General features: G+C 43.4%; 15 protein-coding genes. 10 read left to right on the forward strand and 5 right to left on the reverse strand.

The window, feature by feature from the left end:
- Positions 1–4 precede the first annotated feature (4 nt).
- From L0P88_RS18295 to L0P88_RS18315, 5 genes are all read right to left on the reverse strand, one after another.
- Entirely contained in the window at positions 5–709 is a 705-nt protein-coding gene (locus tag L0P88_RS18295) for an RraA family protein (protein ID WP_247131351.1), read from the reverse strand.
- Positions 706–1,122: a hypothetical protein gene (locus L0P88_RS18300; protein ID WP_247131352.1), complete on the reverse strand. Its 417-nt coding sequence runs from the start codon at positions 1,120–1,122 to the stop codon at positions 706–708. The genes L0P88_RS18295 and L0P88_RS18300 overlap by 4 nt, the downstream gene beginning before the upstream one ends.
- A 125-nt stretch (positions 1,123–1,247) precedes the next feature.
- Positions 1,248–2,270, reverse strand: a complete 1,023-nt coding sequence (locus L0P88_RS18305) for a LacI family DNA-binding transcriptional regulator (RefSeq protein WP_247131353.1) — start codon at positions 2,268–2,270, stop codon at positions 1,248–1,250.
- 278 nt (positions 2,271–2,548) lie between these two features.
- Entirely contained in the window at positions 2,549–3,283 is a 735-nt protein-coding gene (locus L0P88_RS18310) for a LytR/AlgR family response regulator transcription factor (protein WP_247131354.1), read from the reverse strand.
- On the reverse strand, positions 3,283–4,368 hold the full coding sequence (locus L0P88_RS18315; protein ID WP_247131355.1) for a sensor histidine kinase: 1,086 nt from the start codon (positions 4,366–4,368) through the stop codon (positions 3,283–3,285). The genes L0P88_RS18310 and L0P88_RS18315 overlap by 1 nt, the downstream gene beginning before the upstream one ends.
- 228 nt (positions 4,369–4,596) lie before the next feature.
- Here L0P88_RS18315 and L0P88_RS18320 point away from each other — a divergent pair, with 228 nt between their 5' ends.
- The 10 genes from L0P88_RS18320 (at position 4,597) to L0P88_RS18365 (ending at position 21,968) form a co-directional block, all read left to right on the forward strand.
- Entirely contained in the window at positions 4,597–6,837 is a 2,241-nt protein-coding gene (locus tag L0P88_RS18320; protein ID WP_247131356.1) for a GH92 family glycosyl hydrolase, read from the forward strand.
- Positions 6,838–6,854: 17 nt separating this feature from the next.
- The gene (locus L0P88_RS18325) at positions 6,855–8,732 is read left to right on the forward strand and encodes a sodium:solute symporter family protein (RefSeq protein WP_247131357.1); all 1,878 of its coding nucleotides are present in this window, start codon (positions 6,855–6,857) and stop codon (positions 8,730–8,732) included.
- Positions 8,733–8,776: 44 nt separating this feature from the next.
- Positions 8,777–9,742: a glycoside hydrolase family 130 protein gene (locus tag L0P88_RS18330; protein WP_247131358.1), complete on the forward strand. Its 966-nt coding sequence runs from the start codon at positions 8,777–8,779 to the stop codon at positions 9,740–9,742.
- A gap of 2 nt (positions 9,743–9,744) precedes the next feature.
- Entirely contained in the window at positions 9,745–10,833 is a 1,089-nt protein-coding gene (locus tag L0P88_RS18335; RefSeq protein WP_247131359.1) for a carbohydrate-binding family 9-like protein, read from the forward strand.
- Positions 10,834–10,882: 49 nt separating this feature from the next.
- On the forward strand, positions 10,883–11,947 hold the full coding sequence (locus L0P88_RS18340; protein ID WP_409557735.1) for a family 10 glycosylhydrolase: 1,065 nt from the start codon (positions 10,883–10,885) through the stop codon (positions 11,945–11,947).
- Entirely contained in the window at positions 11,944–14,217 is a 2,274-nt protein-coding gene (locus L0P88_RS18345; protein ID WP_247131361.1) for a GH92 family glycosyl hydrolase, read from the forward strand. Before L0P88_RS18340 ends, L0P88_RS18345 begins: the two co-directional genes overlap by 4 nt.
- Before the next feature lie 128 nt (positions 14,218–14,345).
- Positions 14,346–16,667, forward strand: coding sequence for a GH92 family glycosyl hydrolase (locus tag L0P88_RS18350; RefSeq protein WP_247131362.1), 2,322 nt, complete (start codon positions 14,346–14,348; stop codon positions 16,665–16,667).
- 8 nt (positions 16,668–16,675) lie between these two features.
- Positions 16,676–18,574 (forward strand): endo-beta-N-acetylglucosaminidase, encoded by a 1,899-nt coding sequence (locus L0P88_RS18355; RefSeq protein WP_247131363.1) that lies wholly within the window; start codon positions 16,676–16,678, stop codon positions 18,572–18,574.
- Positions 18,571–20,808: a GH92 family glycosyl hydrolase gene (locus tag L0P88_RS18360; RefSeq protein ID WP_247131364.1), complete on the forward strand. Its 2,238-nt coding sequence runs from the start codon at positions 18,571–18,573 to the stop codon at positions 20,806–20,808. Before L0P88_RS18355 ends, L0P88_RS18360 begins: the two co-directional genes overlap by 4 nt.
- Before the next feature lie 770 nt (positions 20,809–21,578).
- A complete protein-coding gene (locus L0P88_RS18365) occupies positions 21,579–21,968 on the forward strand; it encodes a hypothetical protein (RefSeq protein ID WP_247131365.1) in 390 nt (129 codons plus the stop codon).
- Positions 21,969–22,411 lie beyond the last annotated feature (443 nt).

Below are 22,411 nucleotides of genomic sequence, written 5' to 3' on the forward strand. Positions count from 1 at the left end.
CCGGTTACATAATGCCAAATTTTTCAAAAGCTTCAACCGTGCTCATCCCATTTTCCAGGGCTTTTTTAACCAATTGTTCCCCTCTTGCCTTTTCTATGGCCCCACTAAAGGCTTTGGTTTCCACTTCTTTGGGAACCACAAGGACACCATCCCTATCGCCATAAATAATGTCTCCGGGGTGTATTCTTGTGCCTTCAATTTCAATGGGAACCCGATAGTCGATTACTTTGCCCCTGGGACCCTGGTCCTGGGCATAGCCCCCATATGAAAAGGTAGGGAAACCGAGCTTCAATATTTCCTGCGTATCCCTGGACCATCCATGAAGTACGGCGCCCGTAGCTTCCAGTTTTATGGCCCTGGTGCTCATCAATCCTCCCCAAAGGGCATAGTTGGGCGATGCCCCGGTACAGATGTATACTTCGTTTTTCCTTAGACTGTCCAATGCTTCGAACATGAGTCCAAAAGGTTTCTCCATAAGGGGATTTTTGGTGTCTTTTGAAACCTCGGCAAATACATCGGCCTCTAAAACGGTCATGGCCCTGCCTATCACTACAAAATCATCACTCAAAGGTTTTATGTTTGGGGGCAGGAATTGGTGTTCGTATCCGAGCTTGTCCAAAATGTCCCCGACCAAAGCCACAAATAGCTCTGTTTTGGCAATTTTGAAAAGTTCATCATCGTTTTTCCACAAGGGTTTACTAGTGCTCATGATAGGTCTTTTAGTACTTGATAAATGTGTTCTTGTATCATTTTTACCTGTTCTTTGTCCAAATAATGATGTGTGGTATCGTCGGTATGCGTATGGGGTCTTTCTACGCTAAATAGTTCACCACCTTTTTGCATGATAATGGCATAGCCAAGGTTTTTGGGAATATTATAGGCCGTACCACGCTCCATCACCATAATATTGTGGTTGTCATTATCGCCAATCGTGATCAATACACCTTTACCTTTAAGCAATGACAATGCCCTGTCCGTATGGTGATGTATGGTAAGGCGACTCAGATTATTGATATGGTGCTCCGCAACATTATAGTTCAACTTGCCCACTTGCCAGCTATCCCTTATCAAGAAAGGATGAAAACCGGCTTCTTTTATGTGATATCGCTCCAATAAATCCATATTACGAGTGGTTTTTACATATGCTCAAATTGTTGAACATGTTGCTTAACTAATAAAATAGCTTCTTCCATTTGGTTTATCGTTTATGACTAAATCGGTTTAGTTAACATGTCTAAAATGTATTTCTAAACGGATCCACACGATCTGCGTATGGCCAGTTCAATATCCAATACCCTACCCATTTGGGTTGGGGGAGCGTCTCCTCTAATTTTATCCATCAAAATATCAACGGCCACATTTCCAATATCCGCGGCGGGTTGGGTCACAGCCGTAATCGCCGGATCGGTAAGGTCAAAGGCCTCCAATTCATCAAAACTTACAATAGCCACTTCCTGGGGCACCTTGATATTAAGGCGTTTCAATTCCCGTAATCCCGCAGCGGTCAAATAATGTGTTGCAAAAACTATGGCATCAACGGCATTGGGAAACTGAACCAGTTGCTTTATTCCATTTACCGTTTCTTCTTTGTAATTTTCACGACTTACCTCATGGACCAGTTCGTCAATAGGTGCAATTCCAAAGATTTCCAGGGCCTTTTGATACCCCAATAAGCGTTGCCGAATGACTTCCAGACCTGGTTTTAGGGTTACAAAACCTATTTTTCGCCTCCCCAATGACAACAGGTGCGCCGTCGCTTTTTTGGTTCCTTCAAAATTGTCGACAATGACATAATCGGTCTCACTATCGGGATAGTGCCGATCGATAAGGACAAAGGGAAAGTTGTTCGCCTTCAAGGACTGAATCTCTTCCCGGTTTTGCTGTGTAGAGGCAATGATCAAACCATCAACCTGGCGGTTGAGCATGGATTGTATGAGCTCCCCCTCCTTTTTTGGATCTTCATAAGAGCTACTGAAAATAACTGTGTATCCAAGTTTTTTGGCTTTTCTCTCGATAAAACCTGCAATTCTGGCATAAAAAATATCTGAAATGTTTGGAATTACCAGTCCTATGGTTTCACTTTTCCCCCGACTGAGGCCTCGTGCAAGTTGATTGGGTACGTAGCTATGCTCCTTGGCATAGGCGATTATTTTTTGCTGGGTATCCTGACTGATTTTGTTTTCGTCCCCTTTGTTATTGAGCACAAGGGAAACGGTTGTTTTTGAAACATTCAAGTCTTTGGCGATATCTTTTAAGAATACCCTCTTCATGTCAACAATTTTACTAAACCGGTTTAGTTACTTATGAAATAAAAAAATCCCAGTAGGCTGTCAATAAAAACTAAAGCGGTTTAGGAATGCCCAAACTTAGGAAAAAAAACGGAATTCATTGTTTTTTTAACAAAAAAATGCGTCTTTCTTAAAAATAGGGGGTATTGGAGGGCAAATCTTTAAATGAAGGAATTAGTCGGATCCTGTCCCTTAAGAATGGTATGTTTGGTTGAGGAGTTATTTTTAGGGTTTGGTAATACGTCCATCTTTAAAGGGATTCAATGTTGGTCATCACTTTGGAACGTGGTATCGTTTAAGATACGGCCCTTTACATCGCTGAGGTAACTTCGCCCGATGGTATATCGAATCCCATCAACACTCAAGCTATTGCCTTCAATGGCTTCAATTTTATCAATGGCAATGGTATACGACCGGTGTATTCTTATGAATTTGTCCGCCGGCAATTCATCGGTAAAACTGCCCAATGTCCTGTGGATGATATATTTTGCCGAGGTGGTCTTTATTCGTATATAATCTTTTAAACTTTCAATGACCACAATTTCATCGATATAGATTTTTTGGAGTTTTTTCTTATCTACCTTCACAAAAATGCTGGGCCTTTCCATATAAGTGGGCGTACCAAATTTGGCGGTGTTCTGGTAGAGGTTTGTGATACGGTTTATGGTTTTTAAAAACCGCGGAAAGGGTATGGGTTTGACCAAATAGTCTATGGCTTCCAGTTCAAAGCTCTTCAGGGCGTACTCCTCATGTGCCGTGGTGATTACCACCATTGGTGAGACATGCAGGGCCTCCATAAAATTAAGGCCATCCAAAATAGGCATGTTGATATCCAGAAAAATGATGTCCACCTCATTTTCCTGTAAAAAGGAAGTAGCATCAATAGCATTGGAAAAGGTGTTGACCAATTGCAGTTGTTTGACCTGTTCAACATAGTTTTTTAACACATTTATGGCCAAGGGTTCATCATCAATAATTATTACTTTTAGCACCATCACACCTTTAGTTTTAGCATTACATTGAACGTATTGTCCTTTTCAAAAATGGCAAGATCATAATCTTTTGAATCATATCCCAGTTCCAACCGCTTTTTTACATTGGATAATCCAATACCCCCACTTCGAGTGGCCATCTTGCTATCGGAACTGCTTTTTGGAATGGTATTGGATACGTTAAAATACAAAAAACCATTGGATACATTAATATCTATGGCAATGCACATTTTATCAATACTTTTTCTTGCTCCGTGTTTAAAACAATTTTCGATTAGGGGAATGAGCAGCATGGGTGAAATAACCTTGTTATCCAAATTTCCCGAAATTCCAATGTCAATTTGCAGGAGATCATTGAATCGTATCCGTTCCAGATCAATATAGTTTTGTATGCACTCTATTTCACTTCTAAGATCCTGTTTGTGTTTTCGGGTGGCGTATAAAAGATAGCGCATCAATTCGGAAAGTTTAAGGATGACCTGCGGGGCCTTGTCCGACTTTTCCAGGGTAAGGGAATAAATATTGTTTAAGGTATTGAAGAAAAAATGGGGGGAAACCTGGGACCGCAAAAATTTTAATTCCGTAGCCAATTGTCGCTTTTCAACATGATGTAGCTTATCATGCTCCCTAAGCCAATCGATGGTGATTTTTATCGCGGTGGCAAAGGCGACCACATAGAGTTCCCCAAACATTGTGGTGATGGCATAGTTCAATGTAATATGGTCGGTGTAGCCCGGGCTTTCGGGCATCACGTTGGTGTCCACAAAATAATAGGTAAGGTTGAATTTTACCACCAACATTACAAATAGGGATAGAATTGTTACCACAGCGTATATGATATACTTCCTTTGGTACAAAAATTTGGGCATAAGGAAATAAATATTGAAGTATGATAGGGCAATGTGAATGGGAAAGCCTATGATATTTGTTTTTAACGAATATTCAAAATCACTATGGAGACTACCCCATCTCAATGTATTGAGAATGAAATAGGTAGCCCAAAAAATGATATGATGTTTATAGGTGATATTGTATTTTGGGGAAGTCGTTTCCTTTAAAAGATCTTCCAGTTTATCATTGATGTACATAGCTCGATTTATGTATTTTTTTGTACGGTTTTTCTGCTGTTTAGCTTTTAGGGCTGGTTGTTGGTCTAATTTTATTCTACCACCCAATAAAATTATGAATATTTAGTAACGTGGTTTTAGGCCAGTTGTACCGCTCAGGACAAACTTGTTCTTTCTGTTGACGCAGCGGTTTAAGGTTGGGCAAAACCATTAAATGATTGTAAAACAACCAACCCTAATCAGATTTTGATGACCAAGGTCTATTCATTCTTTTTTATAATACTCTTTTTAAACCTTTCCTGCACAGAAGAAAAACAAAATATCGACAAAAAACGGGTCGATTATGTAGACCCCTTTATCGGAACTGGGGGACATGGGCATACTTTTCCGGGGGCCACTGCGCCATTTGGGATGGTGCAACCAAGTCCTGACAATGGTACGGAAGGATGGGATTGGTGTTCGGGCTATCACATTTCGGATTCCATAATTTCCGGCTTTGCGCAATTGCACTTAAGTGGCACCGGGATTGGCGATTTGGCCGATGTATTGCTTATGCCCACCCATAAAAAAATGGATGTCACCCTGTTTGGTACAAGTAGGGACAGCTTGCCCTACATTTCCCGTTTTTCCCATTCCAATGAAGTTGCTTCACCGGGATATTACAGGGTAACGCTGGATGATTCCAAGATTACGGTAGCGCTTACCGCGAATTCCCATGTTGCTTTTCATCAGTACACTTATGGGGAAGGGGATACGCCGTCTTTTATTGTGGATTTGGGCTATGCCGTGAATTGGGATGATCCCACGGAAAGTTACCTCCATTTGGAGAACAACCATCTTCTGACCGGGTATCGATATAGTACAGGTTGGGCAAAAAATCAAAAGGTGTTTTTTGCAATCGAATCTTCAATGCCCATAGCCAGCGCACAATTTACCGCGGACCAAAAAGCAGTGGATGCGGGGAATTCCGCAAAAGGGGTGAAAACAGGGGGGCAATTCTTTTTTGACATGGATGCCCTAAAAATGGTGGAGTTAAAAGTGGCCGTGTCCTCGGTGGGCATGGCCAATGCCAAGGAAAATTTAAGCTTGCACGGTACACCCCATACCTTTGACATTGTTAAGAATGCGACAAACGACCAATGGGAGGAGGTCCTGTCCAAAATTACGGTAGAGACCCCTCAGGATTCCTTAAAGACCATTTTTTATACGGCACTGTACCATACGCAATTGGCTCCAGTCCTTTTTAATGATACCAATGGGGAATTCCGTTTGCAAAATGACAGTATTGCACGGACCAACGAATGGGAGGCCTATTCCACTTTATCCCTTTGGGATACCTTTAGGGCGCAAAATCCCCTACTCAATATCGTACAACCGCAAAAAGTAAATGACATTATCCAGTCCATGTTGACGTATTACGATGAACAGGGTACCTTACCGGTATGGACGCTTTACGCCAATGAAACCAATACCATGACGGGCAATCACGGAGTATCCGTTATTGCGGAGGCTTATTTGAAAGGACTAAGGGGGTATGATGTGGATAAGGCTTACCAAGCGGTCCGGAAAACCATGATGGGGAACGCACGTGGATTGGAACCGTATAAGGAGTATGGATTCATTCCCTATGACCTATTGGACGAATCCGTTACCATTAGTTTGGAATTTGCCTATAACGACTGGTGCGTTGCACAAATGGCCAGGGATTTGGGGCATGAGGAAGATTATGTCTATTTCAGCGACCGCTCCAATGCCTATGCCCATCTTTTTGATGCTACCACAGGGTTTATGCGTGGAAAGTCCTCTGACGGAAAAACCTGGAATTCGCCTTTTGATCCCAAATTTTCCAACCATAGGGAAAATACCGATTATACGGAAGGTAATGCGTGGCAGCACAGTTGGTTTGTGCCCCATGACGTGTTGGGCCTTATCCAGCTTCATGGGGGCAATGCGGCCTTTACCGGTAAATTGGAACAACTCTTCACGGAAAGTTCAGAAATTGTAGGGGATAATATTTCTGTGGATATAAGCGGTTTGATCGGGCAATATGCCCATGGAAACGAACCCAGTCATCATATTGCCTATATGTTCAACAAGGCAGGACAACCATGGCGGACCCAATATTGGGTAAGGCAAATTTTGGATACACAGTATTCAACCAAACCAGACGGTTTGAGCGGTAATGAGGATTGCGGCCAAATGTCGGCCTGGTATGTATTTAGTTCCTTGGGACTGTATCCCATGAATCCGGCTTCGGGGGAATATGAGCTTGGAAGCCCTATTTTTGAAAAGGCGACAATATCCCTCACGGATTCCCTGGAATTTGTGATTTTAGCAAAGAATACTTCATCAATCAACAAATACATTCAATCGGTTAAACTCAACGGGAAACCGTTGCAACGTACGTATATCACCCATAGTGAACTAATGACCGGGGGTACGTTGGAATTTGAAATGGGCCCGGACCCGGATAAAAATTGGGGAACATAAAAGACTGCGGTTAAGATATGGATGTAATAGATAGCTCAATTATAGTAATCTATGTTTTGTTGACCCTTCTGGTTGGAATTTGGGTATCCAAAAAAGCGTCCAAAGGGCTCGATTCCTACTTTTTGGGAGGGAAGAATATTAAATGGTACTATCTCGGTCTTAGTAACGGATCGGGAATGTTCGATGTATCGGGAACCACATGGATGGTTGGGATGTTGTTCCTATACGGGGCCAAAAGCTTTATGCACATGTGGTTATGGCCCGTGTTCAATCAAGTTTTTCTTATGATGTTTTTGGCGGTTTGGATCAGGCGTTCCAATATCATGACCGGATCGGAATGGATCCTTACCCGTTTTGGGGACGGAAAAGCCGGTAGGGCATCGCATAGTATCATTGCCATCTTCGCTGTGATATCTGCCGTAGGGTTTATAGCGTATTTCTTTGAAGGGGTGGGCAAGTTTTTGATGATCATACTGCCTTGGAACATTCCTTTGGAACTAGGGGATGTCCTTTTATTGACCTCTGAACAGTCCTATGCCTTGATCATTATTGCGCTGACCACGATCTATACGGTAAAAGGAGGGATGTTTTCGGTGGTGGCCACAGAAGTTTTGCAATACATTATCATGGTTATTGCCGGTATTCTTATTGCAGGATATGCCTTTTTTGCCATCAGTGATGTGGAGATCAATGTTGTTATTTCAGAAGAATGGCGGACAATTTTTTTCGGTTCGGAATTAGGAACCCATTGGGATGCGAAATTTAAGGCCTTTGATGATTTGATCGATACCCAAGGGTATAAGATGTTTGGGGCATTTGTCGGCATGTCACTTTTAAAGGGGTTTTTCGCCAGCATTGCGGGACCAGTACCCAGTTTTGACTTTCAGCGGATTTTGTCCACAAGAACCGTTAAGGAAGCCGCCTATATGAGTGGGTTTACCAATTTGGTGCTTTACATCCCCCGATACCTTTTAATATCCGGAATTGTCGTGATTGCCCTGGTAGTATTGGCCCCGGAAATGGGTACTGGTCAAGGGTTGTCCAGTGATGATTTGGAAGTGATCTTGCCCAAAGTAGTGAACGATCATATCCCCGTTGGAGTCAAAGGTTTGTTATTGGCAGGGCTTTTAGCTGCATTTATGTCCACATTTTCTGCCTTTGTCAATGCCAGTTCGGCCTACATTGTCAATGACATCTACAAAAAATATGTAAAACCCAAAGCAACAAACAGGCATTACATTAAAATCAGCCATGCGGCTTCATTTGCGGTCGTGGCCTTGGGGGTATTTATGGGATTTTTTGCGGAGTCCATCAATTCATTGACATTATGGATCAGTAGTGCATTGTATGGGGGATATGTTGCCGCTAATTTTTTGAAATGGGTTTGGTGGCGATTTAATGGTTGGGGTTACTTTTGGGGCATGTTGGCAGGCCTTTTTATTGCCACAGTACAGTTTTTTCTAGATCAGAGCAAAATGCATTTTGTGGAAGGTTCCTGGCTGTACCAAATATCGAACACACAAGCCATTTATCTCTTCCCCTTAATATTCGGCTTTTCCCTTTTGGGATGTTATTTGGGTACTTATTTTACAAAACCTACCGATATGGGGGTCTTGAAATCCTTTTACAAGAGTGTCAGGCCCTGGGGCTGGTGGAGACCAGTGTACAACTGTCTAAGGGTAGAGGATACTACTTTTCAAAGGAACAAGGATTTTTGGTTGGATATGATGAACTGTCTTATAGGGATTGTATGGCAGTCCAGTATGATCGTACTGCCCATTTACCTGTTGATTAGGGATTATCCCAAAACTATAATCGCCTTAATTGTGTTTTTGGCGACCACCTTGATTTTAAAATACACCTGGTTGGACCGTGTAAAAAAAATACCCAATTGACCTTTTGGTTCAATAATGGGGATGAACCTCTAAAACTGTGAACAATGAATAAAATACCCTGGCAGGAAAGACCTTTAGGAGTCACGGATGTGATGTGGCGGTATAGCGAAAACCCAGTGGTGCAAAGAGATGCAATACCCACATCAAACAGTATATTCAACAGTGCAGTGGTTGCCTTTGAAGGAGGCTATGCCGGAGTCTTCAGATGTGATAACAAGGCGGTGCAGATGAATATTTTTGCCGGATTCAGTAAAGATGGAATCCATTGGGACATAGAACACGATCCCATTGATTTTGAGGAAGGCAATACGGCAATGATCGAATCGGATTATAAATATGATCCCAGGGTCGTATGTATTGAAGATAGGTATTGGATTACCTGGTGCAATGGGTACCATGGACCAACCATAGGGATAGGGTATACCTTTGACTTCAAAACATTTTTCCAGTGTGAGAACGCCTTCCTGCCCTTTAATAGGAATGGGGTACTGTTTCCCGAAAAAGTCAATGGAAAATATGCCATGTTGAGCAGGCCCAGTGATAATGGCCATACCGCTTTTGGTGATATTTACCTAAGTTACAGTCCGGACATGAAATATTGGGGGGAACATCGCTGTGTCATGAAAGTGGCCGCGTTTGAGGATAGCGCATGGCAATGCACAAAAATTGGAGCGGGTCCGGTCCCTATTTTGGTGGATGAAGGATGGTTGTTGTTTTATCATGGGGTTATTAGAACTTGCAATGGTTTCCGGTATTCCATGGGGGCGGCAATATTGGATAAGGAGAATCCAGATCAGGTGAAATATCGTACCCAACCGTACTTATTATCGCCACAAACACCCTACGAATGTGTTGGTGATGTCCCAAATGTAGTTTTTCCCTGTGCGGCCTTGCATTCCATTAAAGAGGATAAAGTGGCCGTTTATTATGGGGCAGCAGATACCGTTACAGGTTTGGCTTTTGGCCATTTATCAGAGGTGGTGGCATTTACCAAGGCAAACAGTTTGTGACCATGGCGATCAATGGGGAACATATAAAATCTGTTATTGGCTATGGATTCCTTTTTGTGTTTGTGGGATGCGTTATGGTATATGGACAAAGCCCCCCCAAAACCTATATTGCCCATACCAAAGTGGATGCCATAACCATTGATGGAAAGGCGGATGAGGTATCATGGTCAAAGGCGGAATGGTCAGATCCGTTTGTTGATATAAAGGGCGAAAAAAGAGCAAGGTATGATACGCGAATGAAAATGGTTTGGGACCAAACCCATATCTATTTTTTTGCCCAGTTGGAAGAGCCCCATGTATGGGCAACCCTAAAACAGCGTGATACCATTATATTTTACAACAACGATTTTGAAATCTTCATTGACCCGGATGGGGATACCCACAATTACTATGAATTTGAGGTGAACGCACTGAATACGGTTTGGGATTTGTTTCTTTCCAAACCCTATCGTAATCATGGAAAGGTTTTGGGGGCCTGGGATGCCAAGGGGATGCAAACGGCCGTCCATGTAGAGGGAACCCTTAATGATGCCTCAGATATGGATAAGGGCTGGTCTTTGGAAATGGCCATACCCTGGTCTTTTTTTACCGATCCCGGGAGAGCGGACAAGGTTCCCGAGAATGAATTCTGGAGGTTGAATTTCTCCAGGGTCAATTGGGATTTTGACCTGAACAATGGTAGGTATTCCAGAAAGAAGGACAAGGAAACAGGAAAATTTCTTCACGAACATAACTGGGTTTGGTCCCCTCAGGAAGTGATTAATATGCACGAACCTGAGCGCTGGGGATATGTCTATTTTTCCGATAAAAGTGTAGGGGATAGGGACACCTTTACCATTCCCAATGACGAACATATTAAGTGGTATCTCTATGAGCTTTATCGGGATTATAGGGCCGGGGAAAATCAAAAAAAGCACTGGCGGTTCGATGGGGATAATGCCTTTGTAAAGCCAAAGGATATCCTGGGTAAATCGATAACCCCCATTCTGGAAACCCATAGAACGGGATTTAACCTGTGGGTCAAAAGCCCGTTCACGAACACGATTTTGAATATTGATGAAGATGGAAAATACACGAAAAGTAAACCGTAAAAGCCCTTTATTGATCTATATTTTACCGATATTTTGGGCAATCATTCCAATGGTTTCATGCCAATCCAAACAGGAATCGGAACAGAATGACACCACCTCAACCACAAAGGAATTTAAATTCTGGACATGGATTACGGCGGATGATAGTAGAACCAATGATTCGTATAGAGGGGAATTTGCCAAGTACAAAAAATATGGCATCGATGCTGTATTGATTAACACCAATGCCGATCCCGTACTGTTGGAGAGATTGGTTCCCTTGGCGCAGGAAGCCGATCTTGAAGTGCATGCCTGGATGTTTACCATGAATAGGCCTGGTGATGCCATAGCCTTACAACACCCTGATTGGTATATGGTTAGTAGAAGTGGAAAATCGTGTTTCGATAATCGTCCTTATGTGGACTACTATCAGTGGTTATCACCGAGCCATCCCGACGCACGCCAACATATATGGAATTTAGTGGAAAACCTGGCAAAAGTAGAGGGCGTTGTCAGTGTTCACTTGGATTATATAAGATATCCTGACGTGTTTTTACCAATTGGTCTATTACCTAAATATGATTTGGTTCAGAATGAAGAATTACCGGATTTCGACTTTGACTATTCTGAAGTGGCGGTGGAAAAGTTCAAAAAACTGCACGGAAAAGATATTAGGGAAACAGAAGTTCCGGCCATAGATATGGAGTGGAAACAATTTAGGTTAAACGAAATAAAAGTAGTGGTGGACGGTGCTCAAGAAATAGCGCATAAATATGGCAAAATACTCACCGCAGCTGTATTTCCCTATCCAGAAATGGCCGACCATATGGTAAGACAACGATGGGATAAATGGAACATCGATGTAGTATTACCTATGGTGTACAACAATTTTTACAATGAGGAAACCGATTGGATCGGTTATGTTACCAGACAGGGCGTTAAAGACCTAAAAGGCAAAAATGTGGAACTTCACACGGGATTGTTCGTCCCAACCATGTCCGTTGCCGAACTCGCAAAGGCTATGGAACTCGCCTATGAAAATGGCGCTAAAGGCGTCTCCTTTTTTGATGGTCCGGCCATTACGGACCAACAACTGATGGCTATTAAAAAGTTCAAGGAAAACCTGATACAATGAGGTTTAAAGGGTATTGTGGTTTGGTGTTGCTTGGGGTTCTTGGTTGCGTTCCGCAACAAAAGACGGAAGTTGATGAAGGGCGACTTGTACAATGGGTCAATCCATTTGTAGGTACGGATGGTCCGGGAAATACCTATCCCGGGGCAACGGTCCCTTTTGGCATGGTACAATTGAGTCCGGATATTGGTATTTCGGGTTGGGATCGGATTGCAGGCTATTACTATCAGGATTCCATTATTACGGGCTTCTCCCATACCCATCTTTCCGGAACCGGGGCAGGGGACCTATATGATATTTTGGTCATGCCCACCAACGATGGATTTTCCCAAAGGATACCGGAAAATAACTTCAAACCCTTTTCACATTTCAGCCATAACCGTGAAGGGGCTTCCCCGGGTTATTACTGGGTTGATCTTCTGGATTATGGTATCAAGGCCGAAATGACTGCTACAAAAAGGGTAGGGGTACATCGATATACCTTTCCAAAAGCGGATAGTACGCAAGTTCATGTTGACTTGGGCTATGCCCTTAATTGGGACAAGCCCACCGATACTTTTTTGAAAGTGGTGAACGATTCCACCATTCAAGGGCATCGTATGTCCACGGGATGGGCTAGAAATCAACGCTTGTTTTTTGAAATGCGTTTTTCAAAGCCCTTTGCATCGCATCGTTTTAATGGGGGACAGGAAGAGGGCGTTTCTTCTCTAGGAGGCAGCACCAATGCCAAAATCGTCTTGGAGTACGCCATGGAAAATGGGGAACAATTGGTGCTAAGGACAGGATTGTCATCGGTGAGTGCCGAAGCGGCAGGAAAGGCCATTGATACGGAAGCCCATACCGATTTTGATGCGATTAGAAGGGAAGCGGAAAACCATTGGGAAAAGGAGCTTCAGAAAGTAAGGGTCATTACCCAGGATACGGTTTCCAAAGGTATATTTTACACCATGTGTTATCAGTCCATGTTGGCCCCAACACTATACAGTGATAGTAATGGGTCCTACAAAACCGCCAATGATGCGGAAGGAAAGTACCTAAGGGGAATGGACACGGTCGCCAAGGCCATAGGTTTTGATCGGTATGATACCTTTTCCCTATGGGATACCTTTAGGGCGGCACACCCACTATATACCATCCTTCATCCGGAACGGGTACCCCATATGGTCAAATCCTTATTGGCTCACTATAGGGAAACGGGACTTTTGCCTGTTTGGTCCATGCAGGGCAGTGAGACCAATATGATGATTGGATACCATGCCGTGCCCGTTATTGTGGACGCCCATTTTAAAGGGTTCGATTTTGACCGGGAACTGGCCTTTGAGGCCTGTAGAACCAGTGCCATGGCCAGTGGGCGCCAAATAGACATCTACAGGGAAAAAGGGTTCATACCTGTGGATGGACATCATGAAAACTGGTCGGTTTCAAAAACACTGGAATACGCTTATGACGATTGGTGCATTGCCATGTTTGCCAAAGATTTGGGTAAGATGGAGGACCATGATTATTTTTTGGCCCGATCAAAAAACTGGCGCAACCTCTACAATGAAAAAAACTCTTGGCTACAGCCTAAAGATGGAAACGGTAATTTTATCTATCCCTTTGTTCCCAAGGCATACACCCCCTATTTCTGTGAGAGCAATGCTTGGCACTACTATTGGTCGGTCATGCAGGATATACCAGGTTTGATTCAGAAAACGGGGGGATTGAAGCGGTTTGAACAAAAGTTGGACTCCATGTTTACGTATGCCCCCTCACCAGAAGACAAGCTTCCCATTTTCAGTACGGGGATGATCGGTCAGTACGCCCATGGCAATGAACCCAGCCATCATGTGGCCTATCTGTACAATTATGTGCAAAAGCCTGCAAAGACCCGGAAATTGATCCAACGGATTGTACGGGAACAATATAAGAATGAACCCAATGGCCATTGTGGCAACGAGGATTGCGGGCAAATGTCCTCCTGGCTACTGTTCAGCGCAATGGGATTCTATCCTGTAAACCCGGCACAAGGTGTCTATGATTTGGGGATTCCCTTGTTCGAAGAATTGGAGATTGCTATGGGTGAAAAAAAGTTCATCATCCGAAAAGAAGGGCACCATACCGCCGATAACGATGTTGAGGCCGTTTTTTTGAATGGGGAAAAACTGGATAGGACCTATATTACCCATAAAGAGGTAATCACCGGTGGGGAATTGGTATTTAAAATGACCGAACCATCTTCCGCAACCGTAAAAAGTGAATTAAAAACTCCCGAAGTGAATAAAATCTATTGATATGAAATGAGCATAAACAAATTTCATCATTTATATCCATTGACATGATTAAATTTTTTGTGCGAATTACTGAATGTGCAGAAATTTTTAGTTTCTTCATTTTCAACAAACTAAAAAATTTTAAACAGATGAAAAAAGTAACCATAAGCAACAGCCTAAAAATATACTTGTTCTTGATTCTGCTGTTATTGGCACTATCATGTGAAGAGCAACCAAAAGAACAGGAAACCATCCAGGACTTTGTGCATTACGTGAATCCGCTCATGGGAACGGATTCCTCCTTTGATCTCTCCAATGGTAATACCTATCCCGCCATAGCCATGCCCTGGGGAATGAATTTTTGGACTCCCATGACCTCCAAAATGGGGGATGGATGGACCTACAAATACGATGAACATAAAATACGGGGCATTAAACAGACCCATCAGCCCAGCCCTTGGATCAATGACTATGCGGCCTTTTCGCTCATGGCCGTAACCGGTGACCTAAAGTTTCAGGAAGAGGAGAGGGCCTCCTGGTTTTCGCACAAAGCGGAGACGGTTAGGCCGGATTACTACAGTGTTTATTTGGCAGACTATGATGTAGTGGCGGAAGTGGCCCCTACGGAAAGGGCGGCCCATTTTAAATTCACCTTTCCAGAGACCGATAAGGCCTATATTCTGTTGGATGCCTTTTTTAAGGGTTCTATGGTAAAAATCTTGCCGGAACAACGAAAAGTTATTGGGTATTGCCGTAACAATAGTGGGGGTGTCCCGGACAATTTCCACAATTACTTTGTAGCTGAGTTTGATACGGATTTTGAGCTTACCCATACTTGGGAGGATAACTGGCAGCTCCATGAGGGCAGTACGGAAAGTGAAGGCGAACATGTTGGGGCCATTTTAGGATTTGCTACCAAAAGGGGCCAAACGATTCGTGTAAAAGTAGCATCTTCATTTATATCCCCGGAACAGGCCCAATTAAATTTGGATAGGGAACTGGGGAATGATTCGTTTCAGGAAACGCGGGAAAAGGCCAATGAAGCATGGCAAAAGGAGCTGGGCAGGATAGAAGTGTTCTCGACGAATCAAGATCATTTAAAGACCTTTTATTCCTGTTTATATCGCGTATTGCTCTTTCCCAGAAAGTTTTACGAAATCAATTCCCAGGACCAGGTGGTGCATTACAGTCCTTACAACGGGGAAGTGCTTCCGGGATATATGTTTACCGACAACGGGTTTTGGGATACGTTCAGGGCCGTCTTTCCTTTCTTTAATATGATGTATCCGGAATTGAATGCCCAGATTATGGAAGGCTTGGTGAATACGTACAAAGAATCAGGATGGTTACCGGAATGGGCGAGTCCGGGACATCGCGACAGTATGATTGGCTCCAACTCCGCATCCATTATTGCCGATGCCCATTTAAGTGGGGTGGATGGGTTTGATGTGGAAGTGCTCCTGGAGGCCATGTTAAAAAATGCCACCGTGGCCCATGGGAGACCTACAAACAGTGTGGGCAGAGCTGGACTGGAATACTATAATAGCTTGGGGTATGTACCCTATGATGTGGGAGTCAACGAAAATGCTGCCAGAACTTTGGAATACGCCTATGCCGATTTTACCATTGCACAGCTGGCAAAATCCATGGGCAAGGAGAGTTTGGCCCAACAGTACTATGCCAAATCGTTGAACTATAAAAAATTATTCGATCCCTCCACCAAATTGATGCGTGGCAAAAACAAGGACGGTCAATTCCAAACACCCTTTAATCCGCTTAAATGGGGAGATGCCTTTACCGAAGGCAATAGCCTCCACTACACCTGGTCCGTGTTTCATGATGTACAGGGTTTAATTGATTTAATGGGCGGGGAGGATGAATTTGTACGGATGTTGGATGGCGTGTTTGAAATGCCCCCCAAATATGACGATTCCTACTATGGATTTACCATTCATGAAATCAGGGAGATGCAGATTGTGAACATGGGCAATTACGCCCATGGTAACCAACCCATTCAACACATGATCTATCTCTATAACCATGCACGACAGCCTTGGAAAGCCCAACAAAGGATAAGGGAAGTGTTGACCAAATTGTACACTCCTGCACCGGATGGTTACTGTGGTGACGAGGACAATGGACAGACCTCGGCATGGTATGTGTTCAGTGCCTTGGGCTTTTATCCCGTTGCACCGGCTACCAACGAGTATGTTATTGGAAGTCCCCTTTTTGACAGGGCCATACTGCATTTGCAAAATGGGAACACATTTACCGTAACTGCAGAGGGCAATGGAAATAATAGTCCCTTTATCCAAAATGCAAGTCTAAACGGCAAACCGATGGACCAAACCTGGATTGCTGCGGAAACCGTTCAAAACGGAGGGGAACTCACATTTGGGATGGGCGTGGAACCGAACAAAAATTGGGGCATTTCCCAAGAAGGGGTACCCTATTCTTTTAGCATAAAATAGTTCGGGTCATGAAAACCAAAATAACATATGTACTACTGCTTTTCATTGTTTTTGGAGGATGGGCCCAAACAACGGATTATGGTGAAAACCAACCCTATGCATCCTATTGGTTTGTGGAGGATTTGTTGCAATGGTCTCCCAAAAAGGATAGGAATTCCAGATTCAATATCAGTTATGTACCCCTGGGCGAGCGATTTGTGGATAGTACCACGCAATTGCGAAAAGAGTTGTCTGCCGCCCCCGGAATCATATCCCTGGTGGCGCCGCATCCCACAAGCAAACATCCAGCACAGGGTTTTCCCTCAGTAAAACAATATGCCTTTCCGTATTGGCAGTATATCGATTATTTTGTCCAGTGGGGGGGATCCGCAGCAGAGGGAATCATTGTTCCGCCGCTGGCCACATGGACGGATGCGGCACATAGAAATGGGGTAAGGGCCATAGGGACCGTTTTCTTTCCACCAAATGTGTACGGTGGAAAAGAAGAGTGGGTCTATCAATTTTTACAGCAACGGGAAGATGGTAGTTTTCCGGTTGCAGACAAACTCATAGAAGTGGCCAGGACCTATGGTTTCGATGGTTGGTTCATTAATCAGGAAACCTATAATCTCAAACGCGATGTGGCAGATCTTATGGTGGCTTTTATTACCTACTATAGAAAAAGGGCATCATTGAAATTAGTGTGGTACGATGCCATGATTGAGGATGGAAGGGTAATTTGGCAGGATGAGCTAAATGACCATAACCAGGTTTTCTTTCAGAAGGGTACCCAAAGTATGTCCGATGTATTTTTTATCAATTTCAGGTACAGTGCTACCAATCTGGAAGATTCCAAGGCAATGGCAAGAACATTGGGACGAGGTGAATGGGATTTATTTGCTGGTATTGACGTACAGGCCAAAAGTTATAAAACACCGGCGAAATGGGATGTTCTATATCAAAACGGGCGTCCCGCAAATACCTCAATAGGGCTGTATTGGCCCAATTCCACTTTTGATATTTCAAAGACCAAAAAACCGGAAGAGGTCTATGCCAATGAGCAAAAGTTTTGGAATGGTGGGCCATCCATAGAAACGCGTTTTGGGGAAACTAAATGGGAAGGATTCGCCCCTTATTTCCCTGCCCGTAGTGTGCTGCAAAAACTTCCTTTTAAAACCAATTTCAATTACGGACTGGGCAGGTTTTATAACGAAAGGGGAAAGACAGTTTCCAATAGCGAATGGCATAATCTGGGTATACAGGACGTGCTTCCCACATGGCAATGGCAATCGGACAGTACAAAAGTAAAGCCGACATTCAGTTTTTCTGAAAGTTATGAAGGGGGCAGTAGCTTGCTTTTTGAAATCTATGACGATGCCGAAATTCCGTTGTACAAAACAAATATCACCCTGGATAAGCCGGTAACCTTTGAAATAGTGGCCAAATCGGACACTTCGGTACGTTTGCAGTTTTATTGCCGGTTGTCCAATGGGGAAGTGCTGGGATTTCCGTTGAAACCGTCCGATTTTTGGAAAAAGACCGTTTTTAGGGTAGCTGCCAAAACGAATACTGCAATAGTAAGTACAGGGCTGCAAACCATAGGCAAGGGCAATGCCTATTTAGGGGAGATTTCCACATTTTATAAAAAGGAAAAAAAGCTGCCAGCCCCAGAATTTAGTGTTGAGGTATTTCCAAAAGGGGACAAGGCGGAGATATACCTGCATTTTGAGGATACCAATGCAGCCTTCCATAACATCTATTCCGTTTCCGGAAGTAACAAAGTATGGTTGGGCAAAACACCCTCCAAGGATTATTACGTGGCAAGTGCTCCTTTGTCCAATGGATTTTTACGCCTAATGGTGGAACCGGTATCCGTTGGGGGAAACAAGGGGAAAGCTGCTTATCAAAAAATAAGGATTGAAAAATGAGGGATATCGGAAAGTATACTTTGGTGCTATTTGTATTGGTGGCCTTTGAGGCGGTTTCGCAGTCCAAGCTTGTGGACCATGTAAATCCAATGATAGGCACCTCCAATTTTGGCACTACGAATCCGGGGCCCATAGCCGTTAGGGGAATGGCCAATGTATCCCCCTTTAATGTAGCGGGGGAACAGAACCTCCCGTTGGAAAAGGACAGTCGTTGGCTTTCCACTCCATATGTGCATGAGAATCCCTTTCTCACCGGTTTTAGTCACGTAAACCTTAGTGGTGTAGGCTGCCCGGAATTGGGAGTGATTCTGGCAATGCCCACTACGGGAACACTTCAGACAGACCATCTGGAATACGGCACTACCTATTCCAATGAAGTTTCAAAGGCAGGGTATTACACCAACACATTGGACAAATATGGCATTAAGGTGGAAGCCACTGCCACTGCCAGGGTCGGCGTAAGCAGATATACCTTCCCTGCGGGCAAAGCCAATATCTTGCTAAACTTGGGTCTGGGCCTTACCAATGAACAGGGAGGTCAGCTACGAATGGTCGCCCCTGATGAAATAGAGGGGATACGATCCGTGGGTTCGTTTTGTTATTATAAACCCGAGGAAGCTTATCCTGTTTACTTTGTGGCCCGACTTTCCCGACCGGCGGATGAATTCGGGCTATGGAAAAAGCCTGCCAAATATGTGGGGGCAGAAGCGGAATGGATGGGGTACAATGGCAAGACCCGAATAATGAAAGGATATACCCAAGAAGTGGTGGGAGATAGTATTGGAGCCTATGTGCGATACGATTTCAACGCACCAACACAAGTGGAGTTGCGGGTAGGGGTTTCCTATGTGAGCATTGAAAATGCCAGGGAAAATCTTGAAAAGGAAACCAGGGACAAGTCGTTTGAACAGATTTTGGCCACGACCAGGGAAGAATGGGACCAATACCTATCCAGGATAACAGTGGAAGGGGGAACCAAGGATGAAAAGACCATTTTCTACACAGCACTCTACCATGCACTGATCCATCCCAGTACCTTAAATGATCACAATGGGGACTATCCCAAAATGGCGACCCGGGAGACCTTGCATACCAAGAACACCCGCTTTACGGTTTTTTCCCTTTGGGATACGTACAGGAACCTGCATCAATTGATGAGTTTGGTATATCCCAAACAGCAATCGGATATGGTGAAGAGTATGTTACAGGTTTATGATGAATCGGGATGGTTGCCCAAATGGGAATTGAATGCCACGGAAACCACAACGATGGTCGGGGATCCAGCAGGAATTGTCATTGCAGACACCTATTTGAAGGGCATACGGGATTTTGATGTGGAAAAGGCCTATACGGCCATGTGCAAAAGTGCCGATCAATGGGAAAACAACCCATTAAGACCGGGAATAAAGGATTATTTGGAAAAGGGGTATCTGACTACCAAGACCACAAATAGCGGCTCGGTGTCAACCACGCAAGAATACAATATTACAGACTTTTCCCTATCACAGTTGGCAAAGGAATTGGGCAAGACAGCGGATTACAAGCGGTTTAAAAAAAGGTCTCTGAGTTACAGGCAACTGTTCGATAAGGAATTCAAACTGTTGAGGCCTAAAAATGACGACGGTAGTTGGTTAACGCCATACAATCCGGAGACCGGAGCCAATTTTGTAAAAAACCCGGGGTTCATTGAGGGCAATGCCTGGCAGTATACCTTTATGGTGACCCATGATGTTAGGGGACTGGAAAAGTTGATGGGAGGGCGGAAAAGCTTTGTGGGCCAATTGCAAAAAGTGTTTGACAACAATCAATTTGATATGGCCAATGAGCCCGACATCGCTTACCCGTACTTGTTCAATTATATGAAGGGGGAGGAATGGCGTACCCAGAAAAAAGTCTCTGAATTACTGGAAACCTATTTCAAAAATGCCCCGGATGGCCTGCCGGGCAATGATGATACAGGGACCATGAGTGCCTGGGCCGTATTTTCCATGATGGGCATCTATCCCATTGTACCGGCCGAACCCATTTATGCTTTGGTAACCCCCACTTTTGATGCGGTTACCATTCATTTGGACCAACGGTATTATACCAACCAAAAAGTACGTATTGAAAAAAAAGAGACCAAGGATGGCGACGCAAAAACGTGGAAGGTTTTCGTGGATGGCAAACCGCATAGGGGACACTTTATTTCACATGATAAGTTGGTAAATGCGCATAGCATATCCTTTAAATAAGGATTATACAACCCCCTTAGTATTCATACGTTCTGAACTGCACGCTTTACAAAGCTGATTGATTTATCTGTTTCTGTCATTCCGCACTTGATGCGGAATCCACAGTATTTCCTGTGCGAATGGATTCCTGCTTACACAGGAATGACAACTTATTGTAGTTTATAAGGAATTTCTAGAAATCAATTGGATTATCCCGTTAAAGGTCCATAACCTTCAATTTCATCGCTGTTGCTTTGGTTTTCATGAACCAACGTGAGTTCGATGTAATTATTATTAACCAAAATCCGTCAAATTGAGTGGTTTTTCGTAATGAAATGAAGAAAAATTGTATCGAAATTAGGATTTTGCAAGAAAATTACTTGCCGGCCTTGCCGACCAGGCAGGTTTTTCGATACATTTTGCTGTCGCAAAATCACTCAAAATGACGTAATTTTCTTATATCGAACTCACGTTAAACTATTTTTCAGCCAATTCTGTCATTCCGAACTTGATGCGGAATCCACAATATTTCCTATGCGAATGGATTCCTACTTACGCTGGAATGACAACGCATTGACTGATAGGGAATTTCCCTGTTTCGTGCAAAACCATGGATTTCAAATCTTTAGCCAAAAGTGAAAAGTGGGGAAGAGCCCTTTACATCCGTTTCAAACGTTTTTTCTGTTATGTTTTTTAGAGCCTCTGGTAGGTTGTTGGTCGAATTAGTATCATAAAATGTAAGTAAAATACTACATTTAAATAGTTCGATAACCCTATAAAATAACGAAAAGATGAAAAGAGTAATCCCACTGCTCCTAATGCTGGTTGCTACCAGCATTTTTGCGCAACAATCCCAGAATGAAAAAGCGTTGAACGCTATCGATCTGTACACGTCAGAGATGGAATCCCAAGAAATGGCTACTCCAAATTTCTCGGATGCCTCTACTACAGAAGATGCATCATCATTGCAATTAACGGTTTACGGTCCAGGTCCCTATGGTCAGGTAGACGGTCGCGCCCAAGGGGGAACCTTACCTTACCAATGGTTCCAAAATGGGAACTTGGTAGCCTCGGGAACTTTATCCGTTCTTTTGCAATATCCATGCAGCGGTGGCACTTTAATGGTAAAAGATGCAACTGGAGCTTCACAAATTGAGATTATCACCCAATGGTGTAGGTAAAAGCCCAATGATTTATTCGAGGTCTGTTACATGATGGTAACAGGCCTTTTTTATCTTGGAATTTCCCAAAACTTTGCCTTGGGTGTAACGTAACATACTGGTAGCCAAACAACACGGGAACCGAAAATCTGTAATCAAGAGTTAAGATAAAGAAAGTCTTGGGTATTGAGGCGCAGGGGTCTTGATTCCAATATCTCGTAAGCTCTTTATCGAGGTAGTTCATGGGCATTGGCACATGATTTATACAACTTTCCATTCATCCCCAAAACCAAAAAGTAAAGGACCGTTCATTTGAAAACATATTTCAAACGTTTTCGTAACCATGTCCTTTAGCTTTTCATCACTGTTATTAGTCGAAAAGATTATCATAATGTACTGTTAAATTCCAATCTTTAATATTAAACGGAACGGAGCGTTTTTAAAACACTCTACCTAATTAAAAA

This window comes from Muricauda sp. SCSIO 64092, assembly GCF_023016285.1.
Lineage (GTDB): Bacteria > Bacteroidota > Bacteroidia > Flavobacteriales > Flavobacteriaceae > Croceivirga.

Bases quoted from the DNA above. Each gene is read 5' to 3' on its own strand.
- L0P88_RS18300 (WP_247131352.1), bottom strand. From the start codon at position 1,122: ATGGATTTATTGGAGCGATATCACATAAAAGAAGCCGGTTTTCATCCT.
- L0P88_RS18365 (WP_247131365.1), top strand. From the start codon at position 21,579: ATGAAAAGAGTAATCCCACTGCTCCTAATGCTGGTTGCTACCAGCATT.
- L0P88_RS18350 (WP_247131362.1), top strand. From the start codon at position 14,346: ATGAAAAAAGTAACCATAAGCAACAGCCTAAAAATATACTTGTTCTTG.
- L0P88_RS18340 (WP_409557735.1), top strand. From the start codon at position 10,883: ATGGTTTCATGCCAATCCAAACAGGAATCGGAACAGAATGACACCACC.
- L0P88_RS18295 (WP_247131351.1), bottom strand. From the start codon at position 709: ATGAGCACTAGTAAACCCTTGTGGAAAAACGATGATGAACTTTTCAAA.
- L0P88_RS18330 (WP_247131358.1), top strand. From the start codon at position 8,777: ATGAATAAAATACCCTGGCAGGAAAGACCTTTAGGAGTCACGGATGTG.
- L0P88_RS18315 (WP_247131355.1), bottom strand. From the start codon at position 4,368: ATGTACATCAATGATAAACTGGAAGATCTTTTAAAGGAAACGACTTCC.
- L0P88_RS18305 (WP_247131353.1), bottom strand. From the start codon at position 2,270: ATGAAGAGGGTATTCTTAAAAGATATCGCCAAAGACTTGAATGTTTCA.
- L0P88_RS18320 (WP_247131356.1), top strand. From the start codon at position 4,597: ATGACCAAGGTCTATTCATTCTTTTTTATAATACTCTTTTTAAACCTT.
- L0P88_RS18310 (WP_247131354.1), bottom strand. From the start codon at position 3,283: ATGGTGCTAAAAGTAATAATTATTGATGATGAACCCTTGGCCATAAAT.
- L0P88_RS18345 (WP_247131361.1), top strand. From the start codon at position 11,944: ATGAGGTTTAAAGGGTATTGTGGTTTGGTGTTGCTTGGGGTTCTTGGT.
- L0P88_RS18335 (WP_247131359.1), top strand. From the start codon at position 9,745: ATGGCGATCAATGGGGAACATATAAAATCTGTTATTGGCTATGGATTC.
- L0P88_RS18325 (WP_247131357.1), top strand. From the start codon at position 6,855: ATGGATGTAATAGATAGCTCAATTATAGTAATCTATGTTTTGTTGACC.
- L0P88_RS18355 (WP_247131363.1), top strand. From the start codon at position 16,676: ATGAAAACCAAAATAACATATGTACTACTGCTTTTCATTGTTTTTGGA.
- L0P88_RS18360 (WP_247131364.1), top strand. From the start codon at position 18,571: ATGAGGGATATCGGAAAGTATACTTTGGTGCTATTTGTATTGGTGGCC.